At 42.0% G+C, this 13,831-nt stretch carries 14 protein-coding genes and 2 pseudogenes; all 16 read right to left on the bottom strand.

The window, feature by feature from the left end; all coding sequences use genetic code 11:
• Positions 1–22 precede the first annotated feature (22 nt).
• The 16 genes and pseudogenes from M5V91_RS24380 to M5V91_RS24315 all read right to left on the bottom strand — a co-directional run bounded on the left by M5V91_RS24380 (position 23) and on the right by M5V91_RS24315 (position 13,782).
• Positions 23–1,021, bottom strand: a complete 999-nt coding sequence (locus M5V91_RS24380) for a TAXI family TRAP transporter solute-binding subunit (RefSeq protein ID WP_251174232.1) — start codon at positions 1,019–1,021, stop codon at positions 23–25.
• A gap of 13 nt (positions 1,022–1,034) precedes the next feature.
• Positions 1,035–1,691 (bottom strand): 3-oxoacid CoA-transferase subunit B, encoded by a 657-nt coding sequence (locus M5V91_RS24375; protein WP_217026270.1) that lies wholly within the window; start codon positions 1,689–1,691, stop codon positions 1,035–1,037.
• Positions 1,678–2,364 carry a CoA transferase subunit A gene (locus M5V91_RS24370; protein ID WP_217026269.1) on the bottom strand — a complete coding sequence of 229 codons (687 nt, stop codon included), beginning with the start codon at positions 2,362–2,364 and terminating at the stop codon, positions 1,678–1,680. Before M5V91_RS24370 ends, M5V91_RS24375 begins: the two co-directional genes overlap by 14 nt.
• Positions 2,339–3,757 (bottom strand): CoA-binding protein, encoded by a 1,419-nt coding sequence (locus tag M5V91_RS24365; RefSeq protein WP_217026268.1) that lies wholly within the window; start codon positions 3,755–3,757, stop codon positions 2,339–2,341. Before M5V91_RS24365 ends, M5V91_RS24370 begins: the two co-directional genes overlap by 26 nt.
• Positions 3,754–5,793 carry a sigma 54-interacting transcriptional regulator gene (locus M5V91_RS24360; protein ID WP_217026267.1) on the bottom strand — a complete coding sequence of 680 codons (2,040 nt, stop codon included), beginning with the start codon at positions 5,791–5,793 and terminating at the stop codon, positions 3,754–3,756. The genes M5V91_RS24365 and M5V91_RS24360 overlap by 4 nt, the downstream gene beginning before the upstream one ends.
• 308 nt (positions 5,794–6,101) lie before the next feature.
• A complete protein-coding gene (locus M5V91_RS31020; RefSeq protein WP_439649975.1) occupies positions 6,102–6,812 on the bottom strand; it encodes a dehydroquinate synthase/iron-containing alcohol dehydrogenase family protein in 711 nt (236 codons plus the stop codon).
• Positions 6,813–6,839: 27 nt separating this feature from the next.
• Positions 6,840–7,327: pseudogene (locus tag M5V91_RS31015) on the bottom strand (iron-containing alcohol dehydrogenase family protein); the annotation flags it as partial.
• 55 nt (positions 7,328–7,382) lie between these two features.
• Complete coding sequence (locus M5V91_RS24350; protein ID WP_201306495.1) at positions 7,383–8,291, bottom strand: fumarylacetoacetate hydrolase family protein; 909 nt, start codon at positions 8,289–8,291, stop codon at positions 7,383–7,385.
• 13 nt (positions 8,292–8,304) lie between these two features.
• Positions 8,305–8,556 (bottom strand): 3-hydroxyacyl-CoA dehydrogenase family protein, encoded by a 252-nt coding sequence (locus M5V91_RS24345; RefSeq protein ID WP_251174234.1) that lies wholly within the window; start codon positions 8,554–8,556, stop codon positions 8,305–8,307.
• Positions 8,556–8,756 carry a 3-hydroxyacyl-CoA dehydrogenase family protein gene (locus M5V91_RS24340; protein WP_284521547.1) on the bottom strand — a complete coding sequence of 67 codons (201 nt, stop codon included), beginning with the start codon at positions 8,754–8,756 and terminating at the stop codon, positions 8,556–8,558. Before M5V91_RS24340 ends, M5V91_RS24345 begins: the two co-directional genes overlap by 1 nt.
• A 6-nt stretch (positions 8,757–8,762) precedes the next feature.
• Positions 8,763–8,813 (bottom strand): annotated as a pseudogene (locus tag M5V91_RS30705) (hypothetical protein); the annotation flags it as partial.
• Between the two features lie 13 nt (positions 8,814–8,826).
• The gene (locus tag M5V91_RS24335; RefSeq protein WP_284521546.1) at positions 8,827–9,258 is read right to left on the bottom strand and encodes a 3-hydroxyacyl-CoA dehydrogenase family protein; all 432 of its coding nucleotides are present in this window, start codon (positions 9,256–9,258) and stop codon (positions 8,827–8,829) included.
• A gap of 127 nt (positions 9,259–9,385) precedes the next feature.
• On the bottom strand, positions 9,386–10,474 hold the full coding sequence (locus M5V91_RS24330) for a tartrate dehydrogenase (protein ID WP_284521545.1): 1,089 nt from the start codon (positions 10,472–10,474) through the stop codon (positions 9,386–9,388).
• Positions 10,475–10,512: 38 nt separating this feature from the next.
• Positions 10,513–11,940 (bottom strand): aldehyde dehydrogenase family protein, encoded by a 1,428-nt coding sequence (locus M5V91_RS24325; RefSeq protein WP_251174237.1) that lies wholly within the window; start codon positions 11,938–11,940, stop codon positions 10,513–10,515.
• A 22-nt stretch (positions 11,941–11,962) separates the two neighbouring features.
• A complete protein-coding gene (locus M5V91_RS24320; RefSeq protein ID WP_159863096.1) occupies positions 11,963–12,928 on the bottom strand; it encodes a transketolase family protein in 966 nt (321 codons plus the stop codon).
• The gene (locus M5V91_RS24315) at positions 12,925–13,782 is read right to left on the bottom strand and encodes a transketolase (RefSeq protein ID WP_159863097.1); all 858 of its coding nucleotides are present in this window, start codon (positions 13,780–13,782) and stop codon (positions 12,925–12,927) included. Before M5V91_RS24315 ends, M5V91_RS24320 begins: the two co-directional genes overlap by 4 nt.
• Positions 13,783–13,831 lie beyond the last annotated feature (49 nt).

Raw genomic sequence — 13,831 nt, 5'->3', positions numbered from 1 at the left:
TTTTAAAAGGATTATTTTGGTTTTATTTAAGTGCCCCGACTTCCTTGTAATATTTCTCTGCTCCCGGGTGAAGCTTGCCCACATTGTTTTGCACTGAATACTCTGCATTAAAGTCTTTCATAATCGGGGATAATGTTGTCCATGTATCTTTTTCTTCTACCATCATTTTTGTAAGCTTATAAACTGACTCTTCGTCCATTAGATCATCATTAACCAGCAGAACCGTATAGCCGGCAACCGTTTTAACATCTTCTTTCACATTAGAATAAGTTCCGCCTTCAATGTCATATTCCAAATATCCTTCATTTAACTCATGCAGGCCTTTAACTGTTTCATCATCCAAAGGAATCAGGCGAATTCCGAGGGTCGTGTCCAGCTCCTGGAAAGTGGAAACCGGCGCAGAAACCATTCCTACAATCGCATCGATATGTCCATCACGCAGAAGGTCGGCTCCATCTGCCGTTCCGATATATTCAATGCCGCCAAGATCGTCGTAGCTCATGTCATTCAGTTTTAAAATATCCAGGAATGCCAGCTCTCCGCTGTATCCTTTAATTCCCGGGCTAACCTTCTTGCCCTTTAAGTCCTTTACGGATTTAATATCAGAGTCTGCCCGAACAACGATATGGAATACATTTGGATACAGGGTTGCAACGGTGCTGACATTATCGACTTTTTCTTTAAATGCATTGATTCCATTCAATGCCTCAGGTACCGTTTGTCCATTACTGAATCCAAGAGCAAATGTGCCCTGGGCTAAGCCCAAAAGATTGGAAACAGAGCCGCCCTCCACTACCGTAACGGAGGATTCCGGGTAAACTTCCTTCATTTTCTCTCCCATCGCCCCTGACAATGTGTACCAGAAACCGCCAACTGTTGCAGATCCGAAGGCCATATCCCGCGGGGCTCCCTCTACTCCTCCGCCTCCGCTTGCTTCACCGCTGCTTCCCGCCTCATCCGAAGAACAGGCTGCCAATACGACTAACATAAAAGCCATCAACACTGCCAATAATTTTTTCACCTTATTTTCCCCCTTAGTTTGTTTCCATTTTGGTTTTTTCCAGCACATGAAATTCAGCATCTGTCATCTCCCGCAACGCTTCGATCGAAACATCGGAGAGCCTTTCTATGAGGTACATTTTTCCTTCAAGAAACTTAAATACAGCATGTTCGGTGACAATCATATCTGCTTTTCTTGTACCGCTGCTTGGAAAGGATAATTTTTTCACAATTTTCGGACTACCGTCTTTAGACAAGTGCATGGAAGCAATAATCATCCGCCTGGCTCCCGCAACTAAATCCATGGCCCCTCCCACTCCAAGAATGGTTTTTCCGGGCACTGCCCAATTGGCGACTTCTCCTGTTTCATCGACCTGCAAAGCCCCCAGTACAGCTGTATCGATATGTCCTCCGCGAATCATCAGGAAAGAATCCGAACTATCAAAGAGGGATGCCCCTGCGTCCATGGAAACAGGCTTCTTGCTGGCGCTGATCAAATCCATATCAATATCGTCATCAGACGGGGTAGGACCCATCCCGAGAAGACCGTTCTCTGATTGAAGGTAAACCCTTTTGTCATCAAGGTAATCCGGAATAATGGTTGGAATGCCTACTCCCAGATTGACAATTTCTCCTTCATTCAACTCCTGTGCTACCCTTTTGGCGATTTTAATTCTGTCAGATAGACTCAACGTATCTCCCTCCTTTTTTTACATATTGATTGATGACGACATAATCTACGTATAAGTGAGGCGTTACCACTTCTTCCGGTGCAAATGATCCAGCTTCCACAATCTCATCCACTTCAGCTATGACCACCTTCGCAGCCGTTGCCATAACCGGATTGAAGTTCCTCGCTGTTTTGTCATAAATCAGATTTCCCAGTGTATCAGCCTTAAGTGCTTTAATAATGGCTACATCCCCTTTGATTGCTTTTTCAAAAATGTAGGATTCGCCATCGATCACTTTCTCTTCCTTCCCTTCAGCAAGCTTGGTCCCGGCACCTGTCTTCGTATAGAAGCCGCCTATTCCTGCCCCGCCGCACCGGATGGCTTCTGCCAATGTGCCCTGAGGAATTAATTCAATCTCCAGTTCACCTTTTGACCAAGCCTTAACGGCATCTCGATTAGTGGTAAAATAAGAACCTTTCGCTTTTTTCAGCTTCCCTGCCACCAGCAGTTTTCCGAGCCCCTTCCCTTCCTCACCTAAATTGTTGCTGATGACTGTAAGGTTTTCTTTATCGGATTTCACCAGCTCATCAATTAAAGTAAGCGGTGTTCCCGATAGGCCGAATCCTCCTACAAGCAATGTGTCGCCGCTTTTAATGAACTGCAGTGCATCAGCAGGATTTAATTGTTTTTTCATTATGTTCCTCCTCTTGTCTCTGGGTTTCCGAGTAATTTATATAAGCAGACAATGATTTGATGGCTGTATTTTCATGAAAGAAGTAAGGTTTCTTTGTTTCCTTTAATATGTCAATGGCCAGCTCCCCCTGGTATCCCTGCGACATGAAAATCGGAATAAAAATACTATCTCCTTCCTCCATCAGCTTTTTCATTTGTTCCGAAAGAATTTCATTTTGATAGTCTACCTGGAAAGGGAAAGGAACAATGATATTATCAAAGTCACCCGATTTATGAAGCACCTCCAGACAGGTTGTCAATTTTGACAGATCATCGTATACAATGGTGGTCAAATCTATAGGATTCATGAATGACTTCTCTATACCTGTAATCGTTTTCATTTTCTGCTGAAGTTCTGATGACAGGGGCTGAAGCGGAATCCCGTACTTATCGCATAAATCCGCCAGATAAATGGAAGTAGCCCCTGCCCAGGAAAAGATAGCCGTACGCTTTCCTGCTGCCTTTTGGTATGTATCAAACAGCCATGAAAGAGCAACCACTTCATCAATGCTTTCGGCTTTTACCAGTCCTGGGTGATTGACCATATCCCAGGGAATGGAGTAATCATTGTTTCTTCCAAGGTGATATTTAACGGCAATTCTTGAAATCTCCGAATGGCCGATTGGCAGCAGGATCACCGGCTTCTGTTTGATATAGGCCTGGTGCAGCAGCCGGAAAAAACGCTCCTCCTCAGAAATAGATTCAATGATTAATAGAATGGTTTCTGTTGATGGGTCACTAATTAAAAATTCAAAGCAGTCATTAATCGTGATATCCATCTCATTTCCAGGTGACAGCCAATAGGAAAAACCGAGGCCTTTTTCATTGGCATCAAGTACAGCCCGGCCTAAACTTCCTCCATGACTGATCAATCCAACAGATCCCTTATGAAAATTCTTAGGTTCAAAACGGGGTGAAAAAGAGATTCCCCAGTTTCCTATAAAATGATAAAATCCGGGTGAGTTTGGCCCATAAACCGCCGTTTCTGTACCTTTAACAATTTCCTTCAGCTCTTCTTCCCTGTAAATTCCATCCGGCCCGCTTTCAGAAAAGCCGGAGCTGATGATGATGACACTCTTCACTTGTTTTTTTACACATTCTCTTAGGATGTCAGGGGTATGTTTGAAAGGAACAATTACACATGCCAAATCGACTTCTTCACTGATCTCCAGCACACTCGGATAGCAGTGAATTCCTGAAATGGTGTCATGGTTTGGGTTTACAAGATAAATCTCCCCGGAAAACTTTGATTTTTGAAGATTGACCATGACACGTCCCGCATTTTGATGGAACCTTTCCGAAGCTCCTATTATGGCAATGCTTTTAGGGGAAACAAGCGTCTGCAATGATCTCATGATTTTAATAATCCCCCTTCTAATTTTTTTACCTTTCGAACAATGGTAGAAGGATTCACTTCCAGCACACGGGCAATGCCCCGATAGGATTTCTCTGACTGTGACGCCTTATAGATCAGCTCTCTTTCAAGCAGATCTACAGCTTCTTTTAGCGGTAATAACTGATTTACGACAATGGCTTGATCCTGACTCATTCCTTGGTTATCGCCTTTGCTAAATAAAGAAAGAACCTCCTGCTCCCCCACTTCGGGATTCGAAGCTGTTACGTATATTCTTTCAATCATATTGACGAGTTCCCTTACATTCCCTGGCCACTGATAATTAGTCAGAACCTGTATGGCTTTCTTGGTGAATTTGAGATGTTTGTGGTATTTTGCTGCAAACATCCTTGCATACGCATCAATTAGGATTGGAATATCTTCGACCCTTCTTCTTAATGGCGGAATTGCTATGGGGATAACATTCAGCCTGTAAAATAAGTCCTCCCGAAAACTTCCTTCCACAACCAATTCTTTAAGATCCCTGTTGGTAGCTGCTATTACCCGCACATCAATCTTTGTCGTTTTGGATGATCCTACCCTGTTAATCTCCATTTCCTGCAATACCCGCAGCAGCTTGACCTGCAGGTGGTTTGGGATTTCCCCAATCTCGTCCAGAAAGATGGTTCCATTATCTGCTTGTTCAAATAAACCGGCTTTTCCCTTTTTTAAGGCACCTGTAAAGGCACCGCCTTCGTATCCAAAAAGCTCAGACTCCATCAGTGATTCAGGAATAGCCCCACAATTCACCTTAATAAATGGCCCTTCCGACCTCGGACTCGACTGCTGGATCAGCTTGGCGATTTCCTCTTTCCCCACTCCCGATTCACCTGATAATAGAACCGTTACATCCACCTTTGCCACCTGCTGAACGGTCTCAAGCAGCCTTTCCATTTCAGGTGATTTGGCTATGAACGTCTCTGATCTCTCGGAAAGATGCATATGCTCCAATATTGACTTTGTTTTTGCCAGCTCACTTCTGAGCGCATCGAATTCAGTCATGTCCTTCACATTGATAACAACTCTATCAATTTGATTGCTGCTGTTCTTAATGGGATTTGCCGTTATAATTAATGAATTTTTATTGTCTTTGCTTGTTTCCATGATGTTATGCGATCTGCCCTTAGCTTCTACCTGCCGGGCGATATCTTTTATGTAGTCAGGACTCTCATTTCTTACATCAAAAAGCTGCCTGAAGCTCTGGTTGCATTTAATAATGGCTCCTTCCCCATCGGTAATGCAGATTCCGTCTGTAGAGTTATCCAGTATCGTTTCCTGTTCTTTCAAGAGCTGCTTGACGGATTCAAGCTCACTCGAGACAAATTCGATTTCTGAAATATCCTGAAAGACACCAACCGCTCCCACAAGAGTTTTGCCATCATAGAGCGGTGTTCGATGGGTTAAATATTTTCTTTTTCCTACCCGGTATTTTTCTGTATGTCCCTTACCTGTACGGATAACATTCAATAACCCGCTTGGAGTGACAACATCTGTCAAAAACTTACCAAGGGCTTTCTCCTTAGTTGTCATAGCCATCTTTTCTGCCGGAGGATTCATTGAGGTAATCCTTCCTTCCAAATCGATGGATAGAATCCCATTATGTGCCGAATTAAAAATAGCATCCATGCGGCTGAGCTCCACCTGAGAAGTTCTGGCATAGGCCGCCAGATACTGTTCTTTTGTCAGGAAGCCTGTGATCTGCCTGCTTTTATTAAGGATTGGCCAGATTTCCTGATCATTGAGCTTTATATTGTTTAATTCATCCATTTCGTTAAGGAAACAAAAGTCAGTCTGGTAAATTTCTGATAGTACCTTATGTTGATTTAACAAACCTTCTAATAGATTATGCTCTGTAAAACATCCCGCTAACTCATCTCTAACGTTATAGACCAGCCCGCCTTTCATATGGGATTCAAGTAAGGTTTTTGCAGCTCTATCGATGTAATCGTTTTCAAAAAATTTAATAGAAGTACGAGTCATCGCGTCTTTTACTAACAATTTTCCCGCTCCCTCTGAGTGATTCACTCATAAATTATTAATGCAAGAAGTATGCCAACATTAGAAAATTAATAAAATGCTGATATTTCTCACATTTTGTAATATTTAAACTATATAGCCAGTAAAAAAATGTTGCAATACCGCAACAGGTGTTGCGGAAACGCATTAAAGGTTGAATAAAACAAGTTTGCAAAAGGGAACAGCACCTATTCATCCTGTTTATCCTTTTAATTTCGTTGCGTTTTTGCAACATAATATGATAGATATAAACAAAATAAGACACCTTTTAATAAAGGTGCCTCTTATGACTAGACTGTTTCACTTACGAATTCCAGTTCAGTCTTTATTAAAGCCATCGGCAATACTTTTTTATAAATTTGACGAATATCTTCTTTATCTGCTTTCCGAGGATTATTTGGAATCGTGCCTAAATCATTCATTGCATCTTTAGTTAAGCGATCTACCATTTCATCAGTAAAATCTAGCTTTAGATAACTAAAATCCTCTGGAATATCCAGAGCTTTATTAAACTCTTTAAGTAATGGAGCAAGTTGCCTTGCAGCATTTCTATCATTCTCGAATGTCAGCGACGGTTCAAAAATCCTTGCAATATTGGCATACTTTTCATAGTTGGCTATTAAGTTATGTTCTATAATGTGCGGCAGCAATATGGCATTCGCAAGTCCATGAGGTACCTGATATAAAGCCGACATAGGGTGCGAGCAAGAATGGACTAGTGCTACGCCCGCTATTCCAAAGGATATACCTGCCATTGTGCTGGCCAGGTGTATTTGTGCCCTGGCTTCAAGATTATCCGGGTGCGCATAGCTTGCCGGCAAATTTTCCTTAATCATTTTGATTGCTTCAAAGGCTAATCCATCTGTAATCGGGTTTGATTTCAGTGATGTATAAGACTCAATGGCATGCACTAAAGCATCCACTCCAGTAGCAGAAACGACATGCCGCGGAAGAGAAGTGGTTAAACTTGGATCGATAAAGGCCGCCTTTGGTGCAAGCATAGGGGAAGCGATTACATATTTTCTGCCCGCCTCATTATCAGTGATCACCGAGACCGGAGTCACCTCCGAACCGGTTCCAACCGTAGTAGGAATAGCAATGAGTAAAGGAATAGCTTGGTGAAGGGGCTTTTGACCCCGGCGATAATCCAGTATGTGTCCTTCATGAGCAACTATCACACTAACAGCTTTTGCGAAGTCCATGGGGCTTCCTCCCCTATGGCAAGGATCATTTCGCAGGATTCCTGTTTATATATCTGTGCTCCCTTCATAACAGTCTGAGCATGGGGATTCGGCTCGACTTCAGCAAACACTACTGTATCAATGCCGTTCTTATTTAATAATGAGGTAGTTGCATCTATTATTCCTGTATTAAGAAGTCCTGGGTCAGTGGCAACAAAGACCTTTGCTTTTTGAAGGCTCCGTATTGTATCTGGAAGCTTATGTTTAACACTATTAATGCCATAGATAATTTCTGTTGGTATGGAAAAATCAAAATTTTGCTGACTCAAATACATCTAATTCTCCTCTCTTTCTCCAAATCTAGTTTAGTCCGAAAAAAAAGCTGTTTCATTACATAATCTCATTGGTGAGTTTACCCAAACCGGTAATTTCAAGTTCCACTATGTCCCCAGGCTGAAGCCAATTTTGAATATCCGTTCCTAATTCCAGGATACAGCCCGTACTAACAGTACCTGAACCAATGATATCTCCAGGATATAGGGTAGCCTCCGAGGACGCCCGCTCAATCATTCGTCCAAATGAATGATGAATATGTTTGAAGTTTCCCTTAGACAGCTGCTTTCCATTAACTCTAGCTGTCATTTCCAGGTTTAATCTATCTCCATCGCGGAATTCTTCCAATTCATCCTTTGTCACAATATACGGTCCAATCGATGTAGCAAAGTCCTTGCCTTTGGCTGGTCCTAATCCCGCCTTCATTTCCCTCATTTGCAGATCACGTGCAGACCAGTCATTCAAAATGGTGTACCCTGCTATATAATCATCAGCTTGTTCAGCTCTTATATTTCTGCCTTCTCTGCCTATGATACAAGCAATTTCCAATTCATAATCCAGTTCACTGCATTGGGCCGGGCGCTGAATTTTCTGATTCGGCCCTGTAATGGCATGGTGATTCGTAAAGTAAAACACCGGAATCTCATACCATTCTGGCACAACATTTTCCCCTTTTTTGGCTGCTATAGTCGCGATATGGCCTTCAAATGCCATAAAATCCCGCACACTTCTAGGGTTCGGCAAAGGCGCTAAAAGTTTAATATCGTCCAGTTTGTACGTACCCAAATGATCAAGGTCAGCAATATGGCTAGCGAGTTTATAGTTTTCTTCAAACCGTTCCAGAAAACCAAGTATTGAGCCAGGCAGTTTACCCCCGCTTGCCTTTTCCATATCAAAAACTTGTTCTTTCTCTATCCACCCTGATTTAATTGTCCCGTCCTTGTCTTTAAAGGTTATTAGTTTCAAGAAATTCACCCTTTCATTTAATATGATTTATATAGTATTGAGAGGCATTTAGCTGATGAAGGAGCTTCCTATTAAACTGTTTTTTAATTTCCGCTTCTTCATCTTTTCGATATTTAAAAAAACCTTCGCCGGATTTTAACCCCAGCTTTCCTACAGATGTTTTCTCTCTTAGCAGAGGACTGGAGAATTGCCTATTCTCCATATCTTTCAGCAAATTATCACCTACCGTGCACCATATATCCAATCCGCCCATATCAGCAATCATTAATTGCCCTGTTGTGGCGTATCGAAATGCGGGCCAAACATTAAAGCTTTTTCAATATCCTCGGGAGATGCAGCTTGCTGCTCCATCAGTGAAAATACCTCTCTTGCCACACTCTGCTGAATCCGATTTGCCACCAGACCAGGAATATTTTTTAATACTTCTATACATTGTTTGCCGATGGACATATGCAAACTTTTCACATCTTCATACACATCTTTATGGATATTTCCAAAATTTGAAATTTCCACAAGAGGCATAATATGCGCAGGGTTATACCAATGAGTTATCAGGATTCTTTTTTCTCATTTCACTTACCTTTACCATCATGCTCTCCAAATCCAAGCTTGAAGTGTTGCTTGCTAAAATGGTCTTTGGAGGGCAATAGTCATCTAATTTTTTTAAAAGATCTTGTTTTAATTCCAGATTCTCAGGGACGGCTTCCACCACAAATTCTCTATCTGCTACTGTTTCTTTTAAGCTGGTATAGAAATGGATACTCTTGAGCGTATTGATTTTATTTTGGATATCTATATTTCCTACTTCCTGCAATAAGTCCAGCTGCCTTTGAATCTCATCTTTAGCCTTTTCAACACTTTTCCAATCCGGGTCATATATATTTACATTAAGGCCATAGATCGCAAAGTTAAGGGCAATACTGTGGCCCATTGTTCCTGCTCCAATAACAGCTATTTTTTTAATCATCGGCAAGTCTCCTTTTTCAGATATGATAACTGCCTTCAATTTGCACCTTTTTTACTTGCGAATGTGCAATAGGAAAAACAGCGCTCCAGGAAAAAGCGCTGTTTTCTCTATAGTTCCAAAATGGCTGTTATATGGATGACTGGACTTTTGCCATTTCAGTTAGGATTTCAGCTACACGCGCACCAACTTCTGAAGTGGAAGCAGATCCGCCGAGATCTGGAGTAAGAACCCTTTTCTCTTCCAAAGTTTTTTCGATGCAGCTGAGCAGATTTTCTCCTATATCGTTAAAGCCGAGAAAATCAAAAAGCTGGCTGGCTGACCAAATTGCAGCCAGCGGGTTGGCTATCTCTTTCCCTGCGATATCCGATGCTGAACCATGAATTGGCTCAAACATTGACGGGAATATTTTTTCAGGATTAATATTGGCTCCGGCCGCCAGCCCCATGCCTCCTCCTAGCGCTGCACCCAAATCTGTTAATATATCTCCAAATAAATTGGAGGTTACAACAACCTCGAACCTTGCGGGATCTTTAATCATGTACATAGCTGCTGCATCAACAAGATAGGAATAGGTCTGAACTTGGGGATATTCCTTGCTCACCTGCTCAAACACTTGATCCCAAAATACCATGGAATAATTAAGTGCATTTCCCTTACTAATGCTGGTCAGTGTTTTCCCTGCTTTGGATGCTGTTTCAAAAGCATAACGGATGATGCGCTCAGTACCTTTCCGTGAAAAGACCCCTGTCTGTAAAACGACTTCTTCGGGTTTGCCTTTAAAAAGCCAATCCCCGGCCCCTGCATACTCACCTTCACTATTCTCACGAATGAATAGCATATCGATGTTTTCTTTATTTCCGCCATTAATGGGACAGGGTGCCCCATTTAATAGTGTGATGGGTCGAATATTTACATACTGGTCAAATTCCTTCCTGATTTTCAAGAGCAGATCCCAAAGGGAGATATGGTCTGGCACCCCTGGATAACCGACGGCTCCCAAGTAGATTGCATCAAAAGACTTTAACTGTTCAATCCCGTCTTCATCCATCATCTTTCCATTCTTTAAATAAAATTCACATCCCCAAGGAAAATACGTAAATTCGAACTGCAAATGACCATCCAGCTCTGCTGCCTTTTTCATAATCTTGACGCCTTCATCTATTACTTCCGGTCCAATGCCGTCACCTGGGATAACGGCTATCTTAAATGTCTCCACTCTTATCAGCTCTTTCTATTTTTATATGAACCTATTTATCATTCTTCAAGATTTACAACGACCGTCACAGTTTCTACGAGTTCTTGTATGGCATAAGCCGGACCTTCCTTGCCATTTCCGCTTTCTTTCACGCCTCCATAAGGCATTTGATCAGTCCTGAAGCAGCATGTATCATTAATAACAACACCGCCTACTTCAAGCATGTAAGGAATTTTATAAGATAAACTCAGATCTGAAGTATATATTCCGGCCTGCAGGCCATACTTCGAGTCATTCACAAGCTCAATTGCTTCTTCGATTGTTTCGTAATCTGAGACGGTAACGACAGGAGCGAACACCTCTTCATCCGAAACTTTCATCCCTTTTCTCACATTTGTAATTACGGTTGGGTAAAAAATACTGCCTTCTCGTTTTCCCCCGGTTAAAATGACTGCTCCATCCTCTTCAGCTTCCTTGACCCATTGCTCAATGCGTTCAGCTTCCTTCACATTGATCATTGGGCCAACATTCGTATTCGGGTCCAAAGGATCTCCCACCTTAAGATAGGAAACCTCCTGCAAAAACTTTTCTAGGAACCTCTCTTTAACAGATTTCTGAACAAAAATTCTCTGAACTGAGATGCATATTTGCCCGGCATGTGCAAATGACATTTTTGCAAGCTTGGCAGCAGCTTTATGAATATCCGCATCACTATGAACGATAGTGGCAGAGTTGGAGCCCAGCTCTAAGGTGGCTTTTCTTAATCCAATTGTTTTCTGAATATGTTTGCCTACTCCAGGTGAACCTGTGAATGTATAATGCGCAATCCTTTCATCATTCAGGAGCTGTTCACCGACTGTACCCCCGCTTCCTACTACACATTGCAGGTATCCTCTCGGAACTCCCGCTTTCTCGAGCAGTTCACATAGTTTTATAGCAATCGTTGCTGTATCAGATGCCGGCTTAAGAATAACTGGATTTCCCGCTGCCAAGGCCGGAGCAACTTTATGTGCAACAAGATTTAGAGGGAAGTTAAACGGGGTAATTGCTGCTACAACTCCCACAGGCTTTTTTATTGTATAAAGGAATCTTCCCTGCACGTTATAATTTGGGATAATTTCTCCTACGAGCTTTTTTGTTTCATCAGCAGCAATTTGGAATGTCGATGCTGAGCGATTCACTTCTGCTCTTGCATCAGTGATAGGCTTCCCGCCTTCCTTGGCAATAATTTGAGCGAATTCTTCGGCATGACTCAGCAGCAGCTCTGCTGCACGCATTAAAACCCTATAGCGGTAATCCGGGATAAATGTTGTATTTTTATGTGCGTATTCAGCAGCTGCAATTGCTTGATCCACCAGCTTTTCATCAGCAATGCCAATCTCTGAAAAGAGCTCTCCGGTGTATTTGTTATATACTTTGTGTGTATTTTCCGATTGAATCCATTTTCCATCAATAAATAGCTTTTCATTTAAAATACTTGTCTGCATATTTACCTCTCCAATCCTATGGTTAAATTAAAGAATTTTTCTTCGTCAATGCCTCTTTGACTCTTTTGACAATATGGCCAGATGAAATTTCGTACTTTTCCAGCAAGTCATCATTTTTAGCTGACTCTGAATTTAGATCTTTTACACCTACACGAAGCATAGGAACTGGCTTCTCTTCTACTAAAACTTCTGCCACTGCACTTCCAAGACCGCCGTAAATGCTATGCTCCTCTGCTGTAACAATAACTCCTGTATTTTCTGCAGCTTGAACAATTGCTTCTTTATCAAGCGGCTTAATGGTAGGCATATGAATCACTGCAGCAGAGATTCCATCAGCTTCTAATTGTTCTGCCGCGGCTAAAGACCTGCTGGTTTGTGTTCCTGTAGAAATGATGGTAATATCCGTTCCTTCTTTTAAATGCACCGCTTTGCCGAATTCAAAGTGGTAATCTTCATTAAAAATGATTGGATAAGGGTCACGGGCAAGGCGCATATATAATGGCCCTTCGTATTTATGTGCAAACTCCATCATTTTTTCCACTTCTGTACTGTCTGCAGGTGCGAGAACAACCATATTGGCAAGTGACCTGAAAATTGCGATATCCTCCAGCGATTGATGCGTTTTTCCCGTTACCCCTGTCAGCAAACCGCTATAGGCTCCAATCATTTTCACGTCTAATTTCGGCTGAGCAATTTGTACTTGAATTTGATCAATGGCACGTTTAGACAGAAATGCAGCAAAGGTAGCCGCCCAGGGCTGCAAGCCAGTTGCAGCCAGTCCTGCAGCCACACTCATCATATTCTGTTCAGCGATGCCCATTTGCAGAAATCTAGCAGGATTCCCTTTTGCAACAGCATCTATTTTGGTTGAGTTAGCCAAATCTCCATCAATCGCATATACCTTATCGGACTCCAGAGATAATTTGAGCAGTGTTTCTCCAAAAACGTCCCTCATTGAAACTTGATCTTTAGAAAGTAAGCTTTTCATTTTTGAACCCCCATTTCCAGTTCTTCTGATGCGCTGCTTAACTCTTCATCTGTCGGAATTCTTGAATGCCATAAATAATCTCCTTCCATAAATGAAACACCCTTGCCTTTAACCGTGTTTGCGATAATCATAACCGGTTTTCCTGTTACCTCTCTGGCATGACTTAAAGCTTCACTAATCTCCTGATGGTTATGGCCATCTATCTCAATGACATGCCAGCCAAAAGCTTCCCAGCGCTGTTTTGGCTTATTTATCGGAGTTGCTCTTGAAGCTCCTTCACCTTGCCATCCAAACTGCTGAAGCTTGTTAAAGTCGAGAATAACCACCAGATTATCCAATTTATATTTAGAAGCAATATCTGCAGCCTCCCAAACCTGGCCTTCCTGTGACTCACCATCACCAATCATGCAATATGTGCGGAATTTTTTATTCTGAAGCTTTGCACCCAGGGCCATTCCGACAGCTGCAGAAATCCCTTGGCCAAGCGAGCCTGTTGACATGTCCAGACCTGGAAGGGTATTCATATCCGGATGAGCCTGCAAACGGGAATTTAATGAATCAAACGTTTGCAATTCCTCTGTCGGAAAATATCCTCTAAGTGCTAAAACTGCATAGAGCCCAATTGCTGAATGCCCCTTTGATAGTACAAATCGATCTCTCTGTACATCTGTAGGGTTATCTGGATTTACATTCATTTCATTAAAATACAAATTTACGAGGACATCAGAAGCAGACATTGGACCTCCTATATGTCCTGCTCCTGCATGATGAACCGTCTGAATAATTAGTTGTCTTGCTTTAGATGACTTCTCAATTAAATAACTTAATTTTTCTTCGTTTAATGGGATACTCATTTAAATCCTCCTTAGGCTTTGTTCTATTAATCTAGTTAAGCGCTTTACC

The sequence above is a fragment of the Cytobacillus pseudoceanisediminis genome, from assembly GCF_023516215.1.
Lineage (GTDB): Bacteria > Bacillota > Bacilli > Bacillales > Cytobacillaceae > Cytobacillus > Cytobacillus pseudoceanisediminis.
This window is presented reverse-complemented; position numbering and strand designations above follow the sequence as displayed.

Excerpts from the sequence above, each read along its gene's own strand:
- M5V91_RS31020 (WP_439649975.1), bottom strand. The coding sequence starts at position 6,812 with ATGCTTGCACCAAAGGCGGCCTTTATCGATCCAAGTTTAACCACTTCT.
- M5V91_RS24320 (WP_159863096.1), bottom strand. The coding sequence starts at position 12,928 with ATGAAAAGCTTACTTTCTAAAGATCAAGTTTCAATGAGGGACGTTTTT.
- M5V91_RS24335 (WP_284521546.1), bottom strand. The coding sequence starts at position 9,258 with ATGATTAAAAAAATAGCTGTTATTGGAGCAGGAACAATGGGCCACAGT.
- M5V91_RS24345 (WP_251174234.1), bottom strand. The coding sequence starts at position 8,556 with ATGATTGCTGATATGGGCGGATTGGATATATGGTGCACGGTAGGTGAT.
- M5V91_RS24315 (WP_159863097.1), bottom strand. The coding sequence starts at position 13,782 with ATGAGTATCCCATTAAACGAAGAAAAATTAAGTTATTTAATTGAGAAG.
- M5V91_RS24370 (WP_217026269.1), bottom strand. The coding sequence starts at position 2,364 with ATGAAAAAACAATTAAATCCTGCTGATGCACTGCAGTTCATTAAAAGC.
- M5V91_RS24365 (WP_217026268.1), bottom strand. The coding sequence starts at position 3,757 with ATGAGATCATTGCAGACGCTTGTTTCCCCTAAAAGCATTGCCATAATA.
- M5V91_RS24325 (WP_251174237.1), bottom strand. The coding sequence starts at position 11,940 with ATGCAGACAAGTATTTTAAATGAAAAGCTATTTATTGATGGAAAATGG.